Annotated in this window: 21 protein-coding genes and 1 pseudogene; 12 read left to right on the forward strand and 10 right to left on the reverse strand. The window is 62.5% G+C overall.

Annotation, left to right across the window (positions count from 1 at the left end; translation table 11 throughout):
• Nucleotides 1–15: 15 nt before the first annotated feature.
• From AB3X94_RS33030 to AB3X94_RS33055, 6 genes and pseudogenes are all read left to right on the forward strand, one after another.
• Complete coding sequence (locus tag AB3X94_RS33030; RefSeq protein ID WP_176108554.1) at nucleotides 16–1,182, forward strand: glycosyltransferase family 4 protein; 1,167 nt, start codon at nucleotides 16–18, stop codon at nucleotides 1,180–1,182.
• A gap of 253 nt (nucleotides 1,183–1,435) precedes the next feature.
• Nucleotides 1,436–3,814: an ATP-binding protein gene (locus AB3X94_RS33035; RefSeq protein WP_368613708.1), complete on the forward strand. Its 2,379-nt coding sequence runs from the start codon at nucleotides 1,436–1,438 to the stop codon at nucleotides 3,812–3,814.
• 37 nt (nucleotides 3,815–3,851) lie between these two features.
• On the forward strand, nucleotides 3,852–4,583 hold the full coding sequence (locus tag AB3X94_RS33040; protein ID WP_176108552.1) for a methyl-accepting chemotaxis protein: 732 nt from the start codon (nucleotides 3,852–3,854) through the stop codon (nucleotides 4,581–4,583).
• Nucleotides 4,580–5,119, forward strand: a complete 540-nt coding sequence (locus AB3X94_RS33045) for a hypothetical protein (RefSeq protein ID WP_176108551.1) — start codon at nucleotides 4,580–4,582, stop codon at nucleotides 5,117–5,119. The genes AB3X94_RS33040 and AB3X94_RS33045 overlap by 4 nt, the downstream gene beginning before the upstream one ends.
• A gap of 28 nt (nucleotides 5,120–5,147) precedes the next feature.
• Nucleotides 5,148–6,127 (forward strand): annotated as a pseudogene (locus AB3X94_RS33050) (chemotaxis protein CheX).
• A gap of 31 nt (nucleotides 6,128–6,158) precedes the next feature.
• Nucleotides 6,159–6,524, forward strand: a complete 366-nt coding sequence (locus AB3X94_RS33055) for a response regulator (RefSeq protein ID WP_176108549.1) — start codon at nucleotides 6,159–6,161, stop codon at nucleotides 6,522–6,524.
• Between the two features lie 41 nt (nucleotides 6,525–6,565).
• Here AB3X94_RS33055 and gmd read toward each other — a convergent pair whose 3' ends face one another.
• The 4 genes from gmd to AB3X94_RS33075 all read right to left on the reverse strand — a co-directional run bounded on the left by gmd (nucleotide 6,566) and on the right by AB3X94_RS33075 (nucleotide 10,021).
• The gene (gene gmd / locus AB3X94_RS33060) at nucleotides 6,566–7,609 is read right to left on the reverse strand and encodes a GDP-mannose 4,6-dehydratase (RefSeq protein WP_176108548.1); all 1,044 of its coding nucleotides are present in this window, start codon (nucleotides 7,607–7,609) and stop codon (nucleotides 6,566–6,568) included.
• A 56-nt stretch (nucleotides 7,610–7,665) separates the two neighbouring features.
• Nucleotides 7,666–8,415, reverse strand: coding sequence for an SGNH/GDSL hydrolase family protein (locus AB3X94_RS33065; protein WP_368613709.1), 750 nt, complete (start codon nucleotides 8,413–8,415; stop codon nucleotides 7,666–7,668).
• Nucleotides 8,412–9,494 (reverse strand): acyltransferase family protein, encoded by a 1,083-nt coding sequence (locus AB3X94_RS33070; RefSeq protein ID WP_368613710.1) that lies wholly within the window; start codon nucleotides 9,492–9,494, stop codon nucleotides 8,412–8,414. Before AB3X94_RS33070 ends, AB3X94_RS33065 begins: the two co-directional genes overlap by 4 nt.
• A gap of 266 nt (nucleotides 9,495–9,760) precedes the next feature.
• Complete coding sequence (locus AB3X94_RS33075) at nucleotides 9,761–10,021, reverse strand: hypothetical protein (protein ID WP_368613711.1); 261 nt, start codon at nucleotides 10,019–10,021, stop codon at nucleotides 9,761–9,763.
• Between the two features lie 33 nt (nucleotides 10,022–10,054).
• Between AB3X94_RS33075 and AB3X94_RS33080 the strand changes: the two genes are divergently transcribed.
• The 3 genes from AB3X94_RS33080 to AB3X94_RS33090 all read left to right on the forward strand — a co-directional run bounded on the left by AB3X94_RS33080 (nucleotide 10,055) and on the right by AB3X94_RS33090 (nucleotide 16,235).
• A complete protein-coding gene (locus tag AB3X94_RS33080) occupies nucleotides 10,055–12,256 on the forward strand; it encodes a hypothetical protein (RefSeq protein ID WP_368613712.1) in 2,202 nt (733 codons plus the stop codon).
• 62 nt (nucleotides 12,257–12,318) lie between these two features.
• Nucleotides 12,319–13,785 carry a flippase gene (locus tag AB3X94_RS33085; protein ID WP_176108543.1) on the forward strand — a complete coding sequence of 489 codons (1,467 nt, stop codon included), beginning with the start codon at nucleotides 12,319–12,321 and terminating at the stop codon, nucleotides 13,783–13,785.
• Nucleotides 13,782–16,235 (forward strand): glycosyltransferase family 4 protein, encoded by a 2,454-nt coding sequence (locus AB3X94_RS33090; protein ID WP_368613713.1) that lies wholly within the window; start codon nucleotides 13,782–13,784, stop codon nucleotides 16,233–16,235. Before AB3X94_RS33085 ends, AB3X94_RS33090 begins: the two co-directional genes overlap by 4 nt.
• 143 nt (nucleotides 16,236–16,378) lie before the next feature.
• Here AB3X94_RS33090 and AB3X94_RS33095 read toward each other — a convergent pair whose 3' ends face one another.
• The 4 genes from AB3X94_RS33095 to AB3X94_RS33110 all read right to left on the reverse strand — a co-directional run bounded on the left by AB3X94_RS33095 (nucleotide 16,379) and on the right by AB3X94_RS33110 (nucleotide 19,310).
• The gene (locus AB3X94_RS33095) at nucleotides 16,379–16,669 is read right to left on the reverse strand and encodes a contact-dependent growth inhibition system immunity protein (protein ID WP_176108541.1); all 291 of its coding nucleotides are present in this window, start codon (nucleotides 16,667–16,669) and stop codon (nucleotides 16,379–16,381) included.
• Between the two features lie 43 nt (nucleotides 16,670–16,712).
• On the reverse strand, nucleotides 16,713–17,015 hold the full coding sequence (locus AB3X94_RS33100; RefSeq protein ID WP_176108540.1) for a contact-dependent growth inhibition system immunity protein: 303 nt from the start codon (nucleotides 17,013–17,015) through the stop codon (nucleotides 16,713–16,715).
• Nucleotides 17,012–17,851 carry an RNase A-like domain-containing protein gene (locus AB3X94_RS33105; RefSeq protein ID WP_368613746.1) on the reverse strand — a complete coding sequence of 280 codons (840 nt, stop codon included), beginning with the start codon at nucleotides 17,849–17,851 and terminating at the stop codon, nucleotides 17,012–17,014. Before AB3X94_RS33105 ends, AB3X94_RS33100 begins: the two co-directional genes overlap by 4 nt.
• A gap of 220 nt (nucleotides 17,852–18,071) precedes the next feature.
• Nucleotides 18,072–19,310 carry an acyltransferase family protein gene (locus tag AB3X94_RS33110; RefSeq protein WP_368613714.1) on the reverse strand — a complete coding sequence of 413 codons (1,239 nt, stop codon included), beginning with the start codon at nucleotides 19,308–19,310 and terminating at the stop codon, nucleotides 18,072–18,074.
• 259 nt (nucleotides 19,311–19,569) lie between these two features.
• Between AB3X94_RS33110 and AB3X94_RS33115 the strand changes: the two genes are divergently transcribed.
• Complete coding sequence (locus AB3X94_RS33115) at nucleotides 19,570–19,713, forward strand: hypothetical protein (RefSeq protein ID WP_176108538.1); 144 nt, start codon at nucleotides 19,570–19,572, stop codon at nucleotides 19,711–19,713.
• A 287-nt stretch (nucleotides 19,714–20,000) separates the two neighbouring features.
• Nucleotides 20,001–20,918, forward strand: a complete 918-nt coding sequence (gene galU, locus AB3X94_RS33120) for a UTP--glucose-1-phosphate uridylyltransferase GalU (protein ID WP_176108537.1) — start codon at nucleotides 20,001–20,003, stop codon at nucleotides 20,916–20,918.
• A gap of 72 nt (nucleotides 20,919–20,990) precedes the next feature.
• On the opposite strand, the gene AB3X94_RS33125 is transcribed toward galU, so the two are convergent.
• The gene (locus tag AB3X94_RS33125) at nucleotides 20,991–23,165 is read right to left on the reverse strand and encodes a malate synthase G (RefSeq protein ID WP_368613715.1); all 2,175 of its coding nucleotides are present in this window, start codon (nucleotides 23,163–23,165) and stop codon (nucleotides 20,991–20,993) included.
• Nucleotides 23,166–23,245: 80 nt separating this feature from the next.
• Entirely contained in the window at nucleotides 23,246–23,650 is a 405-nt protein-coding gene (locus AB3X94_RS33130; RefSeq protein ID WP_368588897.1) for a heme-binding protein, read from the reverse strand.
• A 268-nt stretch (nucleotides 23,651–23,918) separates the two neighbouring features.
• Here AB3X94_RS33130 and AB3X94_RS33135 point away from each other — a divergent pair, with 268 nt between their 5' ends.
• Complete coding sequence (locus AB3X94_RS33135; RefSeq protein WP_176108534.1) at nucleotides 23,919–24,800, forward strand: MOSC domain-containing protein; 882 nt, start codon at nucleotides 23,919–23,921, stop codon at nucleotides 24,798–24,800.
• The last annotated feature ends 21 nt before the right edge of the window (nucleotides 24,801–24,821 follow it).

Below are 24,821 nucleotides of genomic sequence, written 5' to 3' on the forward strand. Positions count from 1 at the left end.
CAGGGGCACACCATCATGACGACTGGCTCAATCAAATCACTGCAGATCGGGATGCACTGGTTTCCCGAACGCGCGGGCGGCCTCGACCGCATGTACTACTCGCTGGTCGGCGCGCTGCCGGGCGCGGGCGTCGCGGTGCGCGGCGTCGTCGCCGGCTCGCCGAAAGTCGCGGCCGATACCGGTGGCGCGATCAACGGCTTCGGCTCCGCCGCACAATCGCTGCCGTTGCGGCTGATGGCGGCACGCCGCGCGCTGCGCCAGGAGATCCGCAGGTCGCGGCCCGATGTGATTTCATCACACTTCGCGCTCTATACGTTTCCGGGCCTCGACGTGACGCGCGGCATTCCGCAGGTGTCGCATTTCCAGGGGCCGTGGGCCGACGAGAGCCACGTCGAAGGCGCCGATTCGCTCGGCCAGCGCGCGAAGCGTTATCTGGAGCAGTCGGTGTACGCGCGTTCGTCGCGGCTGATCGTACTGTCGGACGCGTTCGGCAAGATCCTGACGACGCGCTACGGCATCTCACCGGAGCGCGTGCGCGTGGTGCCGGGCTGCGTCGACGTCGAGCAGTTCAATCTGCCGATCACGCAGGCCGAAGCGCGTCTGCGTCTGCAATTGCCGCAGGATCGGCCGATCGTGCTGGCGGTGCGACGGCTGGTGCGGCGCATGGGTCTCGAAGATCTGATCGATGCGGTGAAGCTGGTGAAACGCAGCGCGCCCGACGTGCTGCTGCTGATCGCGGGCAAGGGTCGGCTCGAAAGCGAGCTTCAGGCGCGCATCGACGAGGCGGGGCTCGAACACAACGTGAAGCTGCTCGGCTTCGTGCCCGATCAGCATCTGGCGGCACTGTATCGCGCGGCCAATCTCAGCGTCGTACCGACTGTCGCGCTGGAAGGCTTCGGGCTCATCACGGTCGAATCGCTTGCGTCGGGCACGCCGGTGCTGGTGACGCCGGTCGGCGGATTGCCGGAGGCGGTGGCGGGCTTGTCGCCGGATCTGGTGTTGCCGGAGACCGGCGCAGCGGCGATCGCCGCGGGTCTCGCCGGCGCGTTCAACGGCACGCTAAAGCTGCCCGATGAGGATGCATGCCGCCGCTATGCGCGCGAGCACTTCGATAACGCAGTGATCGCGAAGCGGGTCGCGGCGGTGTATGCCGAAGCGATCGCGGGGGACGCACTGCATTGAAGCGCAGTGGGCTAGCGAAAAAAACAGGCCGAAAATAACGGCATTTTTCTGTCGAACTTGAGCCCGGATCAGCCCTTATTCACGAATTTTCGACCTTATTTTTCAAATCCCTAAAACGTGTGGTTCGGCATCGACTCCGTCACGTTGACGTCACACATCCGCGACGATAATCCCCGCGCCCGAAAGTACAAAAACACACGGGCGTCCCGCTCAATGCGTGGACCTTGTATTTTCAGACCTCGGGGATTCTCAGATGACCATCCGTCACCGCATCACGCTACTCGTCATTCTGATGCTCGTCGCGTTATCCGCCATTGGTGGATACGCTGTGCTTCAGACTCGCAACAGCGCCGCCAACGTCAGACAGGTGACCCAGGGTGTCGTGCCGAGCGCGCTCGCGTCGGCCGACCTCGTGTCGCAGCTCAAGGACGTGCAGCTCGCGATGATGACGCTCGTCTATGCGCCTGACGAGAACATGGTCTCGCAGGCGCGAGACCTGCTGAAGAGCAAGGAAGCGTCGCTGCTCGCGGCGCTCGACGTGCAGGCGAAGGCCGCGCAAGGTCAGGCCCAAACCGGGCTCGTGAGTCAGGCGCGCGACAGCCTCGCCAACTATTTCAACGCGGTCAACGACACCGCGAGGATGAAGGCCGACGGCAAGAACGAACTGGCGCAGGCGTATCTGTTCGCGAACGTCGCGCAATACCGCGATGAACTCGAAGGCATCGTCGAGACGCTGCGAATCGAGAAGAACCGTCAGAAAGACGCCGCGATCGACGACCTGAACAGCGCGCTCGCCACCACGACGACGGCGATCGGCGCCGCGACCGGCGCGGCCATCGTCGTGCTGCTGCTGATCAGCGCGCTGCTGTATCGGCAGATCACCCGGCCGCTGAGCCGCATGCAGGTGGAGATGAGCGAGATCGCGGCAAGCCAGGACTTCACGCGCCGCGTGCCGGTCGGCCGCATGGACGAGATCGGTCATTCGATCGTCGCGTTCAACGGCATGATCGAGAAGATCCAGCAAAGCTCGCTGCAGTTGAAGCAGAAGACCGCCGATATCCAGGCGATGCTGCAAAACATGCAGCAGGGGATTCTGACTGTGGTCGAAGGCGTGGTCGTGCATCCGGAATACTCCGCGTATCTGGAGGCCATCTTCGAGACTCGCGAGATTGCGGGCCGTCCGCTGCTCGACCTCGTGTTCGGCGGCACCGGTATCAACAGCGATGAGCTCGCGCAGATCGAAGCGGCGCTGCACGCATGTATCGGTGAAGACAGCATGAACTTCGAGTTCAATCAGCACCTGCTCGTCAACGAGATCGCCAAGCCGATGGCCGATGGCCGCGTGAAGACGCTCGACCTGAGCTGGTCGGCGATCACCGACGAACACGACGTCGTGCAGCGTTTGATGCTGTGCGTGCGCGACGTGACCGAACTGCGCGCGCTCGCCGCCGAGGCCGGCGAACAGAAGCGCCGGTTGGAAATGATCGGCGAGATTCTCGCGGTGAGCCAGGAGAAGTTCCATCACTTCGTCGAAAGCGCGACGGGCTTCATCAGCGAAAACGAGCGGATCATCCGTCAGCATCACGAGCCGAGTCTCGAAGCGGTCGCCGAGCTGTTCCGCAATATGCACACCGTCAAGGGCAATGCACGCACCTACAGCCTTCAGCATCTGACCGGCGTCGTCCACGAAACCGAACAGCGTTACGACGCATTGCGCCGCGCGGACGGCGGTGAAGCGTGGGACCAGCAGCTTCTGATCGACGATCTGCAGCGCGTGAAGGCTGCGCTCGAAACCTACGCGACGATCAACGAAGTGAGCCTCGGCCGCAAGGGTCCGGGCCAGAACGGCGCGGTGGATCGCTACCTGATGGTCGATCGCGAGTTGATCCAGAAGCAGTTGGACTTGCTCGAAAGCGCCGATCCGGCCGACCGGGACGCACTCGTGTCGATGCGCGAATCGTTGCAGCGCGAGCTGCGTCTGTTGGGCACCGAATCGATCTACGAAGCGCTCGCGGGCGTGCTCGAATCGCTGCCGTCTCTGGCGGCCGAACTCGGCAAGGAAGCGCCGATCGTCAGCATCGACAACAACGGTTATCGCGTGCGCAGCGAGGTCAGCAATACGCTGCGTAATGTGTTCACGCACCTGCTGCGCAATTCGGTCGATCACGGCATCGAGCCCGCCGCCGAGCGTATCGCGAACGGCAAGAGCGCGGCCGGCGTCATCGAGTTGGAAGTGGGCGTCGACCATCACGCGCTGCAGATCACCATCAGCGACGACGGCCGGGGTCTCGCGCTCGCAAAGATCCGTGCCGCGGCGATCGAACGCGGCTGGATCGACGCCGATGCCGCGCTCAGCGACGAAGCGATTGCCGAGCTGATCTTCCGTTCCGGCTTTTCGACCGCGCAGAGCGTCAGCGAGATTTCGGGCCGCGGCGTCGGGATGGATGCGGTGCGCGATTTCGTGCGGCGCGAGCGTGGCCGCATCGAATTGCGTTTCACCGACGATCGTCGCGGCGCCGACTATCGCCGCTTTCAGACCGTCGTATCGTTCCCCGAGGACTGGGCGGTCGACAGTCTCGATGCGTCCACCGATGCAGCGCGCGAGCGTGACGCGGATGCGGTAGCAGGCTGATCGCCTGATCGATTGAACGAAGCGAAGGGAGCAGGTCGTGTTTGAAAGCTATCTTGTGGTCGCAGGCGTTGGCGGTATCGTCTGCGCGCTCGCGACGGGAATTTATTATCGTCGGGGGCTTCGCGCCAGTGCGGAAACGCAGCGTGTCGACACGCTCGCGCGGCAAGCCCTCGAGCAGCAACTCGACGCGGCGCTCCAGGCCGGCGAGCAGGCCAACGGCGAGCGCGCCGCCCTGGAGGCGATGCTCGCCGATCTGCGCGCGCAGGCCGAGCAGGGCGAGCGCAATCGCGAATCATTGCAGGCGAGCCTCGACGCCGCGAGCACGCGAAGCGACGAATGGCGGCAGCATGCGACGCGGATCGCGCACGAGGCCGCCCGACTGAAGACGCTGACGATCACGTTCGAGCGCTGGCACGAGCAGATGATTTCGCTGATGTCGCAGAACCGCGACATGCACAAGAAGAACCAGGAACTGTCGTCGATCGTGCAGCACGTGCTGATCGTTTCGCTGAATGCGTCGATCGAAGCGGCGCGCGCCGGCACCGCGGGTCGCGGCTTTTCGATCGTCGCGGGCGAAGTGCGCTCGCTCGCGTCGCGCTCGCAGGAACTGTCGAAGAGCTATCAGGAGAGTCTGCATCGCAACGATCTGACGACCGCGGCGACGTTCCAGGACATCCAGGCCGGCGGCAAGATGATCACGGCGTCGCTCGGCGGCGTCGAAGCGCTGGCGACCCAGTTTCAATCCAGGCTCGAGCAGGCCGCAGCGTGATTACCGATCAGGCGTTGCAAAGCATCGCGGACATCTTCTGTCACGCGGCTCGCGCGAGATTGCCCGCGACGCCGGGTGATGCGTGCGAGATCAGCGCGGTGCCGAGGTGGGATCGCGATCATCCGCCCGGACCTTGCGCGATGGCGCTGACGATCTCGTCGATCGGTTTTCGTCTGCTGTTCGTGCTGCATTTCAGCAAGGACGAAGCAACGCGCGCGTACTACGCGAGCGGCGACACGACGCGTTCGCTGTCCGAAACGCTGATGGAACTCGGCAACCTGTGCTGCGGCTACATGAACCAGCAACTGGTCGAGCATTTCCCCGATCTCGGCATGTCGACGCCGTATGAATTGAACAGCCGCTGTATCGAGTATCTGGACGAGTTGCGGCCCGATCACGTGTGGGCGTACGAGCTGACGATCGGCGCGGCGGCCCGGCTGGGCGTGACGTTATGCATATGCGCGCAGGCGCCACTCGATTTCAAGGCTGAACTCGCGGCGGCTGACGAGGCCGAAGGCGAACTCGAACTTTTCTAGCAACACTGCATTCGCAGACTGAAACACGATGAATACCAGCAAGCCCGTCAGCAAGGTGCTCGTGCTCGACGACTGTCCGGCACACGCGCAAGCGCTGAAACTCTTTTTCGACGAGCACAATCTGATAGCACTGAAGGTGCGCGACAGCAGCCGCCTCGGCTCGTGCTCGCCACCAATATCGATCTCGGCGGCGTTCTGTTGGCGGACAACTACGGTGGATCGGTCGAACAGGCGGCGACGACCGCGGCGCGGATCAATAAGTTGCGCCCCGAACTGCCGGTAATCCTGCGTTCGAGCGGCAACGCGCCGCTCGAACAGCTTCCGAAGCCGTTGAAGAACGCGGCATGCGCGCATTTCCATGGCGCCGATCTGACGGCGCTGCGTGAAGCCGTCGATCAATACATCTTCAGCCTCGACTTCCCGAATGCGCTCGTGCGCGGCATCGCCGAGATCACGGAAGCGCGGCTCGCCACGTTATTCGACGGCGTCACCGTGCAACGCGACACGCCGAGCGTCGTACGCGATCGCATCATCTTCGGCGAGGTGTTCAGCCTGATTCCGCTCGAAGGCACCTGGTGCCGCGGCTATATGTTGATGCAGGCCGAAGAGGAACCGCTGCTCGGAATGATCGAGCGCGATCGCGCCGCACGCGGTCCCGGCATGGGCGCGGCGCAAGCAGGCTTTCGCGATCTGAACAATGTGCTCGGCGAATTGACGAATCTGATCTGGGGCGCGTTCAAGGACCGGTTCCTCGCTGCGCGGAACGCTCGCGAAGCGAGCCAGGTGCAGGTGCCTCTGCTCGTCAATCACAAGCACCGCTATATCTCGTTCGGCTCGGACAATCCGCAGTTGCGGTTTCAATACCGATTGAGCCACGCGGCGAGCGGACAGTCGGTGTCGATCGACCAGCGCTTCGTTTTCAACCTGAGCTGGTCACCCGAAGATTTTTCTGAAAACACGGTGGATGTCGACGATCTGGTCGAGTCCGGCGAACTGGATCTGTTTTGATACAACGCGTCGATGACGCAAGGGAATGGCTATGGCAAAGATTCTGGTGGTGGACGATTCGAGCACGGTACGCGAAGAAGTGGCGGGCTTTCTGGCGAAAAACGGTCTGGACGTCGCGACCGCCATCGACGGCAAGGATGGTCTTACGAAGCTGAAGACGGATTCGAATATCCGCCTGATCGTAAGCGACGTGAACATGCCGAACATGGACGGCCTGACGATGGTCGAAAAAATTCGCGGCGAACTCGCGAACAAGACCGTCAACGTGATCATGCTGACGACCGAAAGCAGCCCAGCAATGAAGGAGCGCGGCAAGGCCGCCGGCGTGAAGGGCTGGATCGTCAAACCGTTCAAGGGCGAAGCGGTGCTGGAGACGTTCCGCAAACTGGCGGGTTGACGCAATAGTGTGCGGCGAACCCGCCGCACACGGATGCCGTGTTAGAACGTCTCGTGGTGCTCGTTGCGTGCGATGTCCGCCTGCACCATCATCTGGCACAGCTGTTCGAGGGAGGTTCGCGGTTGCCAGCCGAGCGTGTCGCGCGCCTTGTCCGCGCAGCCGATCAGCAGGTCCACTTCGGCCGGCCGATAGAACTTCGGGTTCACGCGCACGAGCGTCTTGCCGGTTGCGACATTGATGCCGGTCTCGCGCTCGTCCTTGCCCGACCATTCCAACTGGAAGCCGGCCGCCGTGAACGCCATGCGCACGAAATCGCGAACCGTTTCGGTGCGACCGGTCGCGAGCACGAAGGTGTCCGGAGCGTCGGCCTGCAACATGCGCCACATGCCCTCGACGTATTCGAGCGCGAAGCCCCAGTCGCGCTGCGCGCTGAGGTTGCCCAGTTCGAGCACGTCCTGCTTGCCGAGCTTGATCTTCGCGACCGTGTCGGTGATCTTGCGCGTGACGAATTCTCGGCCACGTAGCGGCGATTCGTGATTGAACAGAATGCCGCTGCTCGCGAACAGGTTGTACGACTCGCGATAGTTGATCGTCGACCAGTGCGCGAACAGCTTCGCGATGCCATACGGGCTGCGCGGGTAGAACGGCGTGCTTTCGCGTTGCGGCACCGCCTGCACGAGACCGAACATCTCGGAGGTCGATGCCTGGTAGAAGCGCGTCTTCGGGCTCAGGATACGCAGGCCTTCGAGCAGATTCAGCGCGCCGACACCGGTCACTTCGGCGGTGGTCACCGGCTGGTCGAACGACACGCCGACGAAGCTCTGCGCGGCGAGGTTGTACAACTCGTCGGCCTGCGTGCCGTCGAGCAGACGCAGCGTCGAGCCGAGGTCGGTGAGGTCGTGTTCGACCAGACGCAGATTCGGATGATCGAGCACGCCAAGCTCACGCATGCGCCAGAAGTTGACCGAACTCGTGCGCCGGTAGGTGCCGGTCACGTGATAGCCCTTGTCGAGCAGCAGCTTGGTCAGATAGGCGCCGTCCTGTCCGGATACGCCGGTGATGATCGCTTTGCGTGGTTGGCTCATAGCTTGCCTTCTAGTTTGTGAATGAAAAAAGAACGAAACGCGCGTAAAAGCGGGGCTCAATGTGTTTCGTCAAGCAGTCGCCGCACCAACGGTTCGACGACTCGATAGTCCTGTTCGGCCTTCAGCCGGTACAACTCCGGTTTCGGATGCGCGCCGTCCGACATCAGCGATTTCCAGTCGGGCAGGCCGCTCACATACTCGTATTGATCGACGAGCGGCACCTGCTGTTCGGCGGCCACGCGTCGCGTCATCGCGACCATCGTCGCCAGCATCGCGTTGAGCCGGTTATCGGGCATCGGGTTCGAGGTCTGCAAAACAGGCTGCTTGCCGAGTGCTCGCGCCGTTTGCACAAGCGATGTTTCGGCCGCGTAGAACTGCTCGGGCGTCTGGCTTTGCATCACTTCGTTGATGCCGTAGTTGATCAGCACGATTCGCGCGGACGAGACGGCGAGACGTTCGCGCCACGGCAGGCCCCCCGTCGGTCCCGCGCGGCGATTGCCGGTGCCGTCGCGCAACTGCCAGGCCATCGTGCCGCCGACGCCGTAGTTCGTGACGCGCACGCGCTCGCCGTCATGCGCCTGCAACGCCTGCTGCAGATACGTGACGGCATTGCGCGCTTGCGGGCCGCAGTGGCCATCGCTGCAGGTGATGCCGAGCGTGGTCGAATCGCCGTACGCGTCGATCAGCACTTGCGTCGGCGATGACGTTGGCGGCTCGTCCACGGCCGCGCTCGTTGTCGGCGCGAGTAACGTCAGCGCCGACACGACGCCCAGCACGCGGGCAGCAACAACGGCCAGGCGGTTCATGCGCGGCTTTGCGGTGCTTGCCGCGCAACGCTGGCGCCGGCAGTCGCCGCCGCTCTCGTGCCGCGCGTGGCGAAAATCAGGCGCTTCTCGAACGCGAACCATGTGATGCTCGCGTACACGAGCGTGATCGCTAGCGCGATCACGGCGCTCAGATAGCGATTCAGATGCAGCGGCCACACCACGTACAGCACGCTCAGGTGAATCAGATAGATCGTGTAGCTGATCGTGCCGATATAAACGAGCACGGGGTTGCACAACAGTCGCTTGACGATGCCCTTGCTCTGCAGTGCGATCACCACGATCGACGTGCAAAGCACCAGCGACACGCTATAGAGCCCGGCATTCGACAACGGCGTGTTCGCCGCGCGAAAACGCGGGAAGTGCAGATGCAGCCATGCCAGCACCGCGAGGGCGGCGAGCGCGCCGAGCACCGCGAGTCCCTTGTACGGTTCGAGCGCATTGCGATCACGCCGCACGGCCACCGCGAGCAGCGCGCCGGCCGCGAGCAGATCCATGCGGAACGGCGTCAGGTAATAGATCGGCCAGAACGAATCGAACCACGGCGTCGCAAGCGCGCGCAGCAGCGGCACCAGCACGATCAGCGCCGCCGCCACGCCGCCGAGCAGACGCTCGGGTACGAGCAGGATCACGAACGGCCAGAAGATGTAGAACTGCTCTTCGACCGCGAGCGACCACAGCACGTTGAGGCTTTCGTGACCGCTTTGATTGAGCGCATCGCCGATATTGGTCGCGAAAAACGCGTACCAGTACCAGTGCTGTGCCCACGCGAGGCCGAACAGCACCGACGACACGGCCATCAGCAGCAGGTACGGCGGCAGGATGCGGCGCGCGCGCCGCGCATAGAAATAGCTGAAATACGACTGCTGACGCGACTTGCGATCGAGCAGGATGCCGCTGATGAGAAAGCCGCTCAAAACGAAAAACAGATCGACGCCCATCCATAGCGGCGCTTTCAACGCGTGCTGTGCGAACACCGCTAGCACGGCGATCGCACGCAGACCGTCGAGTTGCACGATGCGGGAATGGGAGGGCGCGAGGGGCAATGCGCTGGCTGTCATGAACCGTCCATGGTGTAAAGCGGATGGGCCGGGCGAAGGGCCGCGCGGTTCGCAACGGATAGCCGGCGAACAGGCGCGCGCTTCGCGTCGCAACTGAAGTGCAATCGATTCTAGGGAAAAGAAATTCGAGAAAAAATCTGTTGGAATGGGCTAATTGAATCAGATTGAAACAGGGTATTTCTTTGGCCATTCCAGAAAGATTTATATGGTTATGTGGTGGGCGCCGGGCAATCCGCAATAAATGCGTATTGCGTGATTCCACATCGTTACGAACGGAAGATCCCGGCGACGGGGGCGCGCGCGACGCCGCGGCTTTCGCTTTCATCGATTTTTAAATTCATTTCTTTTGCGACGTATAAGCGAACGAATATTTTTGAATTATTTTCGACTTTCGTCGCTGCATTTTTTCCGCGTAACTTAGTCGTGCGGACGGCTGCCTTCGGGCGCCGCGCTTCAATCGGTTGCGCTTCGTTTCGCTTTACCACATCACTGATTTTCGCCCCGAGCGGGCACGGGTCCGCGTGCATCGCGTTGACCGGACATCGACTGGAGGTTCCGCCTTGCGCCGCATCACGTTCAAAAGCTGGTTCGCCCTGACAGCCTGCGCCGCCGGCGTCGTCGCCGCAACGGCCGTTCTGCCGGCTCGCGCCGAAACCGCGTTGAACGCGAAGACCTCATGGATCGGCAACAGCTTTGGCTTCGGCGATGGCACATGGACGCAGATCAACATCACCGCGATCGCGGTCACCCCGGACGGCAAGGTGTATACGAACGCGCCGTGGGATGAAAGCGGCGCCGAAGCGAGCGTCTATCAGGACGGCAAGATGCTCGGCTTCGCGGGTGGCACGCATGGCTGGGGCAACGCCGGCGGCAATGCGATCGCGGTCAACCGCAAATATGCGTTCGTCGCGATCGCGGTCGGCAATGAGAAGGGGCACCTGGTCGAGCCGGGCGTATGGCCGGACAAGGGCAAACAATGGTTCGGCATTTCGCGGCGCCTGATCGGCGAACCGAAGCGCGTGGCCCCGTTTCAGCCCGCCGCCAAAAACGCGGACCCGCATGCGCAGCTCGCCGCCGGCTTTCTGATGATGAACGAAGTGCCGACCGGCACGAACGCGGAGATCGACGGACTCGCCGCGAACGACACGACGCTGTTCGCGGCCAATACCGCGCGCAATCGCATCGAAGTCTACGATGCCGAGTCGATGCAGCAGAAGGCGACGTGGAGCGTGCACGAGCCTGGACGTCTCGCGCTCGCACCCGACGGCACGCTCTGGGTGCTGAGCGGCACACGCAGCGATCGCGCGCCGGGCATCGAGCATTACACCGCGACCGGTCAGCGCATCGATGAAACCATCACGCTGCCGGCCGACACGGTCGCGGTCGACCTCGCCGTCGATGCGCAAGGCCGCCTGCTGATCGCCGACAACGGTCCGCGCCAGCAGGTGCTGTTCTTCACGAAGCGCGACGGCCGCTACACGGCGTCGGGCACGCTCGGCGAGCGCGGCGGCATTTTCAGCGGCGTCGCGGGCAAGCCGGGACCGTTGCGATTCAACGGCTTGACTGGCGTCGGTGTCGATGCGCGCGGCAACGTGTACGTATCGACCAATGGCATCGGTCCGCGTTACGAGCCGATCGGCGCGGGCCTCGGCGCGACGCTCGAAAGCTACGCGCCGGACGGCAAGCGCAACTGGCAGGTCGAAGGGCTGCTGTTCGTCGACGGCGCGTGGATCGATCCGGCCCGGCCCGACAGCGTCTATACCGGCAACAAGCGCTTCGAGCTAGATCTGTCGAAGCCGTCGGGGCAGGACTGGAAATACGCGGGATTCCTGTCGAATCGGTTCAAGTACCCGGACGATCCGGTGTTCCATACCGACCAGTATCCGGGCCTGCCGATCGCGCGGCGGTTGAAGGGGCGCACGTTCCTCTATCTGAGCGACATGTATGCGGACCATCTGAAGATCTATCGCTTCGATCCGCAGCACGACGGCGAGAGCGCGATTCCGTCTGGATTTATCGCAGGCCGCGAGCGCGCGGTCACGAAGGTGCCGAATGCGCCGCCGGGCGGTGACTGGATCTGGCGCGACACGAATGGCGATGGCCAGTTCGAGCGCGACGAATACACGCTGAACACGAGCGGCACGAAGCTCGCGGGCGGCTGGGGGTGGTGGGTCGATACGGCCGGCGACATCTGGCGCACCCGGGATACGAAGGGCATCTATCGCTTCCGTTTCGGCGGACTCGATGCGAAGGGCAACCCTGTCTACTCGTACTCGAACCTGGCGCAGTACCCGGTGCCGGCACCGTTCAGCGAACTGCATCGCGCGATCTATGAACCGGACACCGACACGATGTACGTAAGCGGCTATACGGCCGATATGCCGACCGCGCAGGGCTTCTGGAAGGAAGTGGGGCGTGTGCTGGTGCGCTACGACAAGTGGTCGAGCGGCAAGCCGGTGCAGCGTTACGCGATCGACTTGCCGTGGCAGACGCAGAGCAAGCCGATCGCGACGATCATCGGCGTCACCGTCGAAGGGCAATACGTGTTCGGCGTCGAGCCGGTCGGCGCGGTGCACGTGTGGGACAAGGACAGCGGCAAGGAACTCGGCGTGATCCGGCCGGGCCCCGAAGTGGGCCGCGCGTCGGGCTGGGTCGACGTGCCGAACGGCATCAGCGCGACGAAGCGCGCCGATGGCGAGTACCTGGTGTTCGTCGAGGAAGACGCGCGCGGCAAGGTGCTGATGTATCGCTGGAAGCCTTGAGGTGCGTTGGCCTCGCTGACGCAGCCCCGCACGCAATCTAACCGCAAAACCCAAGGGATTCGATGGACAAAGGCATTCTCAGGAACGTAGCGATCAATTTTTTCGGGCTCGTGCTGCCGACGTTCGTGTCGCTCGTGACCGTGCCGGCGTATATCCGGCTGCTCGGCGTCGAGCGCTACGGTGTGATCAGTCTCGTGTGGACGCTGATCGGCTACTTCGGGATTCTCGATCTCGGCATGAGCATGGCCGCGCAGAACCATATTTCGAAGGCGCGCGCGTCGGGCGATCAGCGGGAAAGCGCGCGCGTGTTCTGGAGCGCGACGTGGCTCAATCTGACGACCGGCGTGGTCGGCGGTTTGATCATCTACTTCGGTGCGTTCCTGTACACCGCGTATTTCACGAAGGTGTCGCCCGAGCTGCAGCACGAAGTGTATATGGCGCTGCCGTGGCTCGCGGTCGCGATTCCGATCGCGAACGTGTCGTGGGTGTTCGCGGGCGCGATCAATGGCGCGGAACGCTTCGGCGTCTACAACACGAATCAGACCATCGGCACGTTCCTGTTCCAGCTTCTGCCGCTCGGTGCCGCGTTGTGGCTCGGCGCGACCTTGCAGAATGTACTCGCCGCGGCCGTGGTCGCGCGGATTCTCGCGGCGCTGCTGCTCGGCCGCTACGCGCTGAAAGTGCTTGAGATACGCAGCATTGAACCGCCGCGGCTCGGCGTCTCGAAAGGGCTGTTCAACTTCGGCGGCTGGATGCTGATCGCGAGCGTGACGACGATGGTCGCCGATTCGCTCGATCGCGTGATGCTCGGATCACGCCTCGGCGCGCGTTTCGTCACGTACTACACGGTGCCGCAGAATCTCGTCACGCGTCTGAACATCGTGCCGACCGCGCTGGTGCGCACGCTGTTTCCGCGGCTGTCGGCGGTCGGCCGCGCGGATGCCGACACGATCACGCAGCAGTCGCTCGAATTTCTCAACGGCGTGTTCACGCCGGTCGCGCTCGTTGCGATGCTGGTGCTCGAACCGTTCCTGCATCTGTGGGTCGGCAACGAGATCGCGACGGTCGCGGCGCCCGTCGGCCGCATCATGATCGTTGCCGTGTGGCTCGTCGGCCAGGCGAACGTGACGCGCATCCTGATTCAGTCACAGGTCAATCCAGCCACCGCCGCGCGCATCGGGCTCGTCGAGTTGCCGCTGTTCGCCGGCGCATTGTGGCTCGGGATCACGCATTTCGGGCTGACGGGCGCGGCGGTCGCGGTTTCCGCGCGCGCACTGTTCGACTACGCGGTACTGCTGCATTTCGCGGCGATCCGCGCGCGCCAGATCGTGCTCGACATGCTCGCCCATCTCGCCTTCCTGCTCGCCAGCCTGTGGCTCGCGAGCTTCCTGCCGAGCCTCGCGCTCGCGATCGCCGCTGGCTTGCTGATGGTCGGCGCGAACGTCGCGTGGTCGATCACGATGACGCCCGCCTTGCGCAATCTTGCGCGTTCACTGCTATTGCGACTGAATCCGAGGAAAAGCGCATGAATCACGACGTCCTTGAAAAAAACCTGTTGAGGCCTGCGACGCGCGGCGCGCTCGACGAACTGACGAGCGTGCCAGGCATGCAGCCGGCAGTGCGCCGTACCACGCCGCGCGCGGACAGAAACGTGCGCATTGCGATCGTGCACGATTGGCTCGTCACCTACGCGGGCGCGGAGAAAGTGCTCGAGCAGATCATCGCGTGCTTTCCCGATGCGGACCTGTTCAGCCTCGTGGACTTTCTCGACGATCGCAGCTTCCTGCGCGGCAAGACGGTGACGACGTCGTTCATCCAGAAACTGCCGCTCGCGCGCAGCAAGTACCGCTCGTATCTGCCGCTGATGCCGCTCGCGATCGAACAGCTCGACGTGTCGGCGTACGACGTGGTGATTTCGAGCAGTCACGCGGTCGCCAAGGGCATTCTCACCGGTCCCGACCAGGTGCATATCAGCTACGTGCATTCGCCTATCCGCTATGCGTGGGATTTGCAGCATCAGTATCTGCAGCAGTCGAAGCTGACCAACGGCCCGAAGTCGGCACTCGCCCGGCTGATTCTGCATTACATACGCAACTGGGATATCCGCACGTCGAACTCGGTCGACGGCTTCATCGCGAACTCGGCGTTCATCGCGCGACGCATCAAGAAGGTGTATCAGCGCGACGCGCAAGTGATCTTCCCGCCGGTCGATGTCGACGCGTTCACGCTGTGCACGCAGAAGGAAGACTTTTATCTGACCGCGTCGCGGATGGTGCCGTACAAGAAAATCGATCTGATCGTCGAGGCGTTCGCGCGGATGCCCGAGCGCAAGCTCGTCGTGATCGGCGACGGACCCGACATGGCGAAGATCCGCGCGAAGGCGGGGCCGAACGTCGAGATCATGGGCTATCAGCCGTTCAAGGTGCTGAAGGACCGCATGAGCCGCGCGAAGGCATTCGTGTTCGCGGCCGAAGAGGACTTCGGCATTTCGGTGGTCGAGGCGCAGGCTTGCGGCACGCCGGTGATCGCCTACGGCAAGGGCGGGGCGCTCGAAACCGTGCGCGATCTGTCGGAGCCGAACCCGACCGGCATGTTCTTCGATGAACAGGATGCCGACTCGATCATCGCTGCCGTGAATCGTTTCGACGAGCTTGGGCACCGGTTCCAGCCCGAGCATTGCCGCGGCAACGCCGAGCAGTTTTCGGCCGCGCATTTCCGCGAGCGCTTTTTCGCGCAGGTGCGCGCGGCGGTGCCCGCGCTGCGCGCCGCGACGCTGCCGCCCTATACGCCATATCGGCCGGGCGCGCAGAGCGCAGCGAACGTGCCGCGCATTCTCGCCGTCGATCAGAGCGGCGTGCTCGGCGGCGCCGAGCTGTCGCTGCTCGAAATCGTCAAGGCGCTGCGCTCGCGCATCGAGGTCGTGCTGTTCGACGACGGGCCGTTCAATACCGCGCTCGCGAAGACCGGCGTCGAGGTCTCCGTGCTCGATGCCGGAGTGCTGAAAAACGTGCGCAAGCAGGGCGGTTCGCTGCCGAAAGGTCAGGCATTGAAGGGGCTCATCTCACTCGTGCGTGCCACCGCGAAACGGGCGCGCAATGCGGACGTGATCTACGCGAATACGCAGCGTGCGATGGTGATCGGCGCAGTGGCCGGCAAGCTCGCGAGACGGCCGGTGGTCTGGCATTTGCGCGACATCGTCAGCGCCGAGCATTTCGGCGGCAAGCAGCTCGCGATCATCAAGTGGTGCGCGCGGCTCGGCCTCACGCACGTGATCGCCAATTCGGCCGCGTCGGCGCAGGCGTTCGCGAAGCTCACGCGGTTCGACGGCAAGCGCATCGACGTCGTATTCAATGGGATCGACGCGGAGCCGTTCGACGCGTTGCGCACGGTGCCGCAAGCGGTGCTGCGCGAGCGCCTGAATCTGCCGCGCGACGCGTTCCTCGTCGGCTCGTTCAGCCGCCTTGCGCGTTGGAAGGGGCAGCATGTGCTGCTCGAAGCGATGGTGCTCAATCCGCAGATGCATGCGGTGCTGGTCGGCGCGGCGCTGTTCGGCGAGGACCAGTACGAAATGGAACTGCGGGCCTTCGTTGCCGCACACGGGCTCGGCGAGCGGGTGCACTTTCTCGGCTTCCAGCACGATATTGCCGCCTGCATGTGCGCGGTCGATGCGGTCGTGCATACGTCGATCACGCCGGAACCGTTCGGCCGCGTGATCGTCGAGGGGATGCTCGCGCAGCGGCCGGTCGTGGCGTCGCGCGCGGGCGGCGTGCTCGAAATCATCGAGGACTACGAGAACGGCGTCCTGTGTACGCCGGGCGATGCGCATGCGCTCGCCGATACGCTCGCCGAATTGCGCTCGAACGGCGACTTGCGCGACAAGCTGGTCGAGAACGGCTATCGGACCGCGCAGGAGCGTTTCGGCACGCGCAGCTATGTGGGTGGGGTCGCGGGGATTCTGAAGAGTGTGGCGGGGCGGTAGAGCGGGGTTTTTTACGTGAGGGTAGACAGGGGCTTGGCCAGTCCTTGCTTGGCGTGACGGGGCGGAAGTCGAATGACCTTCGCTCCGTTTTTTTGCGCGCCGCGCGCGTGGCATCTAACAACCCTCGCGCGGCGACCAGTAGATTACTCGCTCAGAAGGCGCTTCAACTCGTCAAGAAATGAGGCTGTAGTGTGGCCCCACAGATTAGGATCAAACCCTGAACCGTAATCTCTTTCGAACGCAGAATCCAAGTCGGACGGATGTTCATTCATGAACGAATTTATTTCATCAATTATCTCTTTTCGGTATTCCGTTGAACTATCATTTTTATAGCATGAGACAATTTCAGAGATTGTGTTTCCCCAAAGATCAAAATCTTCATTGAAATACGCACCGAAAAGCTCATACATTCTGGGGTGGCGGTCAGATAACATTTTCCATTCTACGCTCCGTTTTTTTCAAGGGGAGACGAGTGCATTACTCGCTCAGAATGCGCTTGAGTTCCTCAAGAAACGATGCAGTCGTGTGACCCCATAGCTTCGGATTAAAATCATGTCCGTACATTTCATAGAAGGCACTATCTAGGTTTTCGCCGAAGTTCTCTGCCAGCTGGTTAATTTCGTTGATAGCAGACTTGCGCATTTTCGAAGTAATCGCATTCTTATAGATGCCGACGATTTCTTCAATCGAGTCCCCGATATAGTGATAATCCTGATTGAGATATCCGCCAAACAGAATATCGAGATTTGGGTATGAAGGGTTATTTTCTGTGTGGCTCATAATTTGGTTGCATATGACGTAATAATGTAATATGGCATTCCATTATATGTTTCATGCTTCAATACTAGCCGGATTCCATGCAGTCGAATTAACTCCCCTGTTTCCCTAACCACTCCATAGCCAATATCCCGGCCAGCGTTTTCGTTTAAGACTAAATGATAATTTGGCCGAGACCGTGACCAGGATCTGATTTTAATGGAATTAATTCGCACAATTCTCGAAATGGCCAATTCTGCTGTTTTCAGGTCGTAGAAAGAAGATGCGACGTCCATTTTAGGATATTTTCTCAGGCGCGCCCTCAAATACTCCTCTGACTTGCCAATGTGCTCCTTTATTGTATGCCCTCCGAGCCTCGGATTTAGGGCTTTTGCTTCATGCATTTGCAGATTGATCCGGCCCATCGTGACGCTGGCCACGCGCGCAGCCTTGATCGATCCCGCGAATCCAAACGGCACGATCATATCGACTGACAGGCCGATATTATTCGCCATGTCAGGACTGGCCTTCATCGCCTCGGCCAGTTTCGTCGTACCTTGCTGGATCAGCGTGGCGGTATCCCGGCCTGTCCAGATTTGGCGTACACCTGCCGACACCGTATCTGAGCCATGTACGCCGAACACAACACATCCGGCCTTGCTTGCCATCGTCGGTTCCGGAAGCACGCAAAGCGTTGCCGCCCCAACCATTTCCAGTACCCCGCCGACTACCTGCAAGCCGCCCCATAGCCGGTTGGAAAGCATTTCGGCGGGGTTGATAGACTGCCGGGAGAGCACCGCAGCCAGTTGCGGCGCACTGAGTACCACGCGCACTGTGCCCGAATCCTGTTGATACGACATCCTGAATTCCTCTGTAGCGATTGGGGTAGCCACGCTAGCAGGCGAATACGGGGATGTGGAATGGGCGATGGATGATTTTGATGGCCATTTGCGCGCGCGAATCAAACCGCGCATGACGAGCGCCTTTTCGCGGGCGGTCGCAATCGAAACTTCGGGATGCATACCTAAGCCCCCGTCGCGGCACTTGGCCGTTACGGGGTTGACACAGCGCAGGGTGTACTTACGCCTTGAGACTCCCCGACCACTTCATCGCGGGCATTTCGACCAGCCGATAGAAGACATAGGCAGCCGGCACCGCGACCAACATATAACCAAACGACGGCCAGATCGACACCTGCAGCGACGAACGAAACAGCCACGCCGAGAGAAGCACGAAGATCGGCAGATGAATCAGATACAGCGAGAAGCTGAAGTCACCCACGCGGGACAGCAAGCGCGACAGCGCACGCGACCCAGTGCGAAGCAGCGCGAGCACGCAACTCCCTTCGTGTTGCGGGTCATTGGGCACATCGAGCGCCTTGTACAGATAGCACGCGAAGCCCAGCGCCCAGATCTGGAACGCACCATACTGACCGAAATGAAACGCGACGCAGCCTGCCGCGATCAATCCCGCCGCGAGAACGTACAGCAATGCGGGCGCGCGCGCCTCTCGCGCGTTGCGCGCCCTCACATCGGCGATCCACGCGCCGAGCATCCACGAGAACCAGTACGACGTGAAGAACTGCAGATCATGTCGTTCCAGCCCGTACGCGGACGCAACGTTGATCACCGCGACGAGCGCGAGCACGGCGTTCATGCCGATGCGCCGCCGCAGCGCGAACAGCAGCGGATAGATCGCATAGAACTGCACTTCGAGCGACAGCGTCCACAGCGCGCCGTTCGAGCCATACGTTTTGCCCGCCACACCCTGCAGTGAAAACAGATTGACCAGAAACGGCTGCCAGCCGATCTCGCGAATCTTGTGACTGACGGGCGGCAATTGCAGGCTCAGCGAATCGAGCGCGAAGGTCAGTACCAGCGCCGCGAGCAGCACCGGATAGATGCGCGCGAAGCGCCGCAGCCAGAAGTTGCCTGCATCGAGCCGGTAAGCGGGATTGCCCGCGAGCCGCAGCGCGCCGCCGCGATGGATGCAGTAGCCGCTGATGACGAAGAACATCGGCACGCCGGCCGAGCCCCATGCGATCGGAAACGTCAGATACGCGGCGAGACTGCCCGGACTCAACGAATGTCCGACGCTCTGATGAAACGCCTGCATGCCGACCCACGCGATCTGGCGGCAATGAAAATAGGCGACCAGCAGCGCGGCGAAACCTCGCATCGCGTCGATCACATGCTCCTTGCCGACGCTATCGGTCCGCGCGTCGCTGCGAGCGTGCGCCGCGGCCGGGTTTTTCTCGGGGCGCGGCAGCGGGGAGAGGGGCAGGGATGAGCCGGCGGCATCCAGTGCTGGGTCGCTCATACGCGGTCCTTATCTGAAGCGGAAAAGAGAAAAAATCGACGCGGAATCGGCCTTCGAGCGGGCGTCCTTGCGCACCCCGCGACGCATCCATGCTAGAGCACCACAATCCCACAAAATGATTAAAAAATTGCGTTTCGAATTGAATCGGCATCTATTTTGTGACGAATTGTAATTACGCGGTGATGTATCGAGCGTCGAATTATTTATCGCTTTTGTCGTGCTAATTTAGATCAAGGATTCTCTGACCCGAGGTGAAGTCATGAACCTGCATTTACTGGCCGGCATCGCCGTCCTGCTGATCCTGGTGGCCGCCTCCGCTTACCGCGATGCCTTGCGCAACGAGCCGATCCGTCGCTACAGAATGAACCCAGGCAAGCTGCCGCCCGTTGACGAACAGGACTGACGTGCTGCCGAAGCCGGTCGCCAGATCGCCAGACGGGCCACGCCAAGGCTGTCCGAAAGGTAAGACTTTCGGATTTGTCATCCGCCTCCCGGCAAATATATGCGTAACAATTTGCTCTCAATTTTTCACAATATCGCATTGCGATTGATGCATGAATTATCCGAATTAAATCGGAGAAAGACCGCTTCCGTGAACCTCGCAGATTTTTCTGCTAGTCTTGCGCCGACATCGATTGGCCGCCAGGTCCGCGAACACACCAACTTCTAACCGATGTGGGAATGCCTACCATGCTGAAAGTCACCAAAGCCGTGTTTCCCGTAGCGGGCCTCGGGACACGATTCCTGCCGGCTACCAAAGCAAGTCCGAAGGAAATGCTGCCGATCGTCGACAAGCCGCTGATCCAGTACGCGGTCGAAGAAGCGATCGCCGCCGGCATCACCGAGATGATCTTCGTGACGGGCCGCAGCAAGCGCGCGATCGAAGATCACTTCGATAAATCCTATGAGATCGAGTCCGAACTCGAAGCGCGCAACAAGCAGAAACTGCTCGATCTGGTTCGCAGCATCAAACCGGCCAACGTCGACTGCTTTTACGTGCGCCAGGCCGAAGCGCTCGGTCTCGGCCATGCGGTGCTGTGCGCCGAAAAACTGGTGGGCGACAGCCCCTTCGCGGTGATACTCGCCGACGACCTGCTGCATAGCTCGAAGCCTGTGATGAGCCAGTTGGTCGATACCTTCAATCACTACCACAGCTCGGTGATCGGCGTCGAAACGATCGCGCGCGAGGACAGCCGTTCGTACGGCGTCGTCGACGGCCGCGAGTGGGAAGACAACGTGATCAAACTGTCGGGCATCGTCGAAAAGCCGGCGCCGGACGAGGCGCCGTCGAATCTCGGCGTGGTGGGGCGCTACGTGCTGATGCCGACGATCTTCAAGCATATCCGCGCGCTGAAGCCGGGCGCGGGCGGCGAGCTGCAACTGACGGACGCGGTGCAGTCGCTGCTGACCGAAGAGCAGGTGCTCGCGTATCGCTACTTCGGCACGCGCTTCGATTGCGGCAGCAAGCTCGGCTATCTGAAGGCGACCGTCGAATTCGCGCTGCGCCATCCGGAGGTGAAGGCTGAATTCGAGGCGTATCTGCAGGCGTATATGCAGAACGAAGCGCCGGCCGGCGAGGCGGGGCAATTGACGGCAGAAGCCGCGTGAACTGACGAGGCCCTGAAATAAACAATGGGCGCCGCGTTGCGCGGCGCCCATCGTCGTTTCAGCAGGACGGCCTCAACCTTGCTGCTTCACCTCGAGCCGGAACTTGTGCAGCAACGGCTCGGTATAGCCGCTCGGCTGCTGGCGCCCCTCGAATACGAGCGCTTGCGCGGCCCTGAACGCAATCGTGTCGAAGCCCGGCGCCATCGGCTGGTAGAGCGGATCACCGGCGTTCTGCGCGTCCACGACCTTGGCCATGCGCTTGAACGTCTCCTCCACGAGCTCGCGTTCGATCACGCCGTGATACAGCCAGTTGGCGATGTGCTGGCTCGAAATACGCAGCGTCGCGCGGTCTTCCATCAGGCCGACGTTGTGAATGTCCGGCACCTTCGAGCAGCCGACGCCCTGATCGATCCAGCGCACCACGTAGCCGAGAATGCCTTGCGTGTTGTTGTCGACCTCGGCGCGGATTTCTTCGTCGCTCCATTGCGCCTTTTCGACGACCGGAATCGTCAGCAGGCCATCGAGCAGTTCGTCGTACACCTTCGCGTAGTCGGTGCGTTCGAGTTCCTGCTGGACCGCCTGCACGTCGACCTGGTGATAGTGCAGCGCGTGCAGCGTCGCCGCGGTAGGCGAGGGCACCCACGCGGTATTCGCGCCAGCCTTCGGATGGCCGATCTTCTGCTCGAGCATCGCGTGCATCAGGTCGGGCATCGCCCACATGCCCTTGCCGATCTGCGAGCGCCCGCGCAGGCCCCCGCTCAAACCGACCAGCACGTTGCTGCGCTCGTACGCCGTGATCCACTTGCTCGACTTCATGTCGCCCTTGCGGATCATCGGGCCCGCTTCCATCGCGGAGTGCATCTCGTCGCCGGTGCGATCGAGGAAGCCCGTGTTGATGAACGCGACGCGCGCCGACGCTTCGGCGATACACGCCAGCAGGTTGACGCTGGTGCGGCGCTCCTCGTCCATGATGCCCATCTTGAGCGTGTTGCGCGGCAGCTTCAGCAGGTCTTCGACGCGCGCGAACAGCTCGCTCGCGAACGCGACTTCGGCCGGGCCGTGCATCTTCGGCTTCACGATATAGATGGAGCCGGTGCGCGAGTTCAGCTTGTTCTGACGGTCTCGCAGCGCGCACAGCGTCGTGATTACCGCGTCGAGAATGCCTTCGGGAATCTCGTGGCCGTCTTTGGTCAATACGGCCGGGTTGGTCATCAGGTGGCCGACGTTGCGGATGAACAGCAGCGAGCGGCCATGCAGCTTGAGCTGCGACTTGCCGTCCGCGCCGGTGTACTCGCGATCCGCGTTGAGCCGGCGCGTGAAGGTCTTGCCGTTCTTCGTGACCTGTTCGGTCAGGTCGCCGTTCATCAGGCCGAGCCAGTTGCGATAGAGCTGCACTTTGTCGTCGGCGTCGACGGCCGCGACCGAGTCCTCGCAATCGATGATCGTCGTGACCGCCGCTTCGACGACGACGTCCTTCACATGCGCCGCGTCGGTCTTGCCGACCGGATCGTTCGCATCGATCTGGATCTCGACGTGCAGGCCGTTGTGCTTGAGCAGCACCGCCGACGGCGTGCTCGCGTCGCCCTGATAGCCGACCAGTTGCGCGGGTGTCTTCAGCGCGGTAGTGCCGTTCTTCAGCGCGACCACGAGCTGGCCGTTCTCGACGCTATAGCGCGTCGCATCCGCGTGCGAGCCGTTCGCGAGCGGCGCGGCCTGATCGAGGAACTTGCGCGCATACGCGATCACCGCGGCGCCGCGCACCGGGTTGTAACCCTTCTGCTTTTCCGCGCCATCCGTTTCGGGGATCGCGTCGGTGCCGTACAGCGCGTCGTAAAGGCTGCCCCAGCGCGCGTTCGCGGCGTTCAGCGCGTAGCGCTGGTTCGACAGCGGCACGACGAGTTGCGGGCCGGCCTGCTCCGAGATTTCGCTGTCCACGTGGTCGGTCGTGGCCTCTACGCTGGCGGGCACGGGCACGATGTAGCCGATGCCTTCGAGAAACGCACGATACTCGCGCAGATCCCGCACCGGGCCGGGATGGCTCCGATGCCAGTTGTCGAGTTCGCTTTGCAGGCGGTCGCGCTCGGCGAGCAACGCCCGATTTTTTGGCGCCAGCTCGTGCACGAGGGCGTCGAAACCCGACCAGAAGGCGGCGCTGTCGATTCCGCTGCCGGGCAGGGCTTCGGTTTCGACGAACTGGTCGAGGTTGGCGGCGACCTGCAGTCCGCCGCGCGGGTTCATCTGTGTCATCGACTGCTCCATCTGTTATGGGACCGATGAGGGGGCATCGGTCCGCGTTGAGCCACGGGATTGCTGTGACGCGCGGCGCTTTAAACGCCGAGCGCCTGAATGCCGGCCTTCGCGATCTGCGCATCCTGCTCCGACTTGACGCCCGACACGCCGACCGCGCCGACCACATGGCCGTCGACGATCACCGGCACGCCGCCTTCGAGCGTGCCCTGCAACGGTGCGCTGAGGAATGCGGTGCGGCCGTTGTTGATCATGTCTTCATACACCTTGGTTTCGCGCCGGCCGAGCGCCGCGGTGCGCGCTTTCTCGGTCGCGATATACGAGGTGGACGGCGCCGCGCCGTCCAGACGCAGCACCGCGAGCGGATGGCCGCCGTCGTCCACGACCACGATCGCGACGGGCCACCTGTTCTTCTCGGCTTCCGCGCGCGCGGCATCGACGATGCGGGTCGTCTCGGCGACGGTCAACACGGGTTTGGTCAGCATAATGAATGTCCTGTCTCGGTGAGGGGAAGGTGGCGTCTTCGGCTTCTTTCGGCAACGGGTCGATGCGGCGCCTGCGCGCGCGTTTCGCAGCTCTGTCGCATGCCGCATGCCGCATGCCGCGCGCCGGCGCCCGCCTGATCTGAAGATTCTACTTCCCGTCGCCCCAGCGCGGAACGGCAGCTTCCCTGGTCGCCATCACCGATACACGCGCAGCGCTTTACAATCGCGTCTCCATCCAAAAACCGCGCTTCCCACGAGATCTCAGACCATGCCAACCATCAGCGAGCTGTTCGTCTATCCGATCAAATCCTGCGCCGGCATCCCGCTCGATGCGGCGCGCCTGCTGGCGACCGGCCTCGAATACGACCGCAACTGGATGATCGTCGATCCCGAAGGCGCGATGTTCACGCAGCGCGCGTATCCGCGCATGGCCCTGATCAAGGTCGAACTCGGCGCCGAGGATCTGATCGTCAACGCGCCGGGTATGCGTGAGCTGCGCACGCCGCTCGATGCCGCGCGCCTGGCCGGCGCGGCCCGGGTCGATACCGCGGTGTGGAGCGACGCCGCCTACGGGCTCGATACCGGCGAAGCAACGGCGGCGTGGTTCACGGAGTTCCTCGGTCTGCCGGCGCGCTTGCTGCGCTTCGATCCGGAGCGCGAACGCATCGTCGATCCGGACTACACGGACAGCACCGGCGGTGCGACGACCTTTTTCGCCGATGGTTTTCCGCTGCTGGTGGTCGGCCAGGCCTCGCTCGACGATCTGAACGCGCGCCTGAACCGCAAAGGCGCGCCGTCGATTGGAATCGATCGCTTTCGACCCAACATCGTGCTCACGGGCCTAGATGCCTATGAAGAGGATTATGTCGAGACGCTCGCCGTCGGTGCGGATGCGGACTCGAGCGCGCGCGTCGAGTTGCGTCTCGTCAAGCTGTGCTCGCGCTGTCCGATGCCGACCATCGATCAGGCGCGCGGCGCGCCCGATCCCGACTGGCCGAACGAGCCGACCGACACGATGCTCGGTTATCGCGTCAGCGAACGCTTCGACGGCGCGGTCACGTTCGGCAACAACGCGCTGGTCGCGAGCGGAGCGGGGGCGTGGCTGCGGGTCGGGCAGCAGGTCGACGCGGAGCTCGGGTTCGGCGATTGATTGGATGAAAGGCGGGCGAGG

The sequence above is a fragment of the Paraburkholderia sp. BR10923 genome (assembly GCF_040948765.1).
In the GTDB taxonomy this organism is placed as follows: Bacteria; Pseudomonadota; Gammaproteobacteria; order Burkholderiales; family Burkholderiaceae; genus Paraburkholderia; species Paraburkholderia youngii.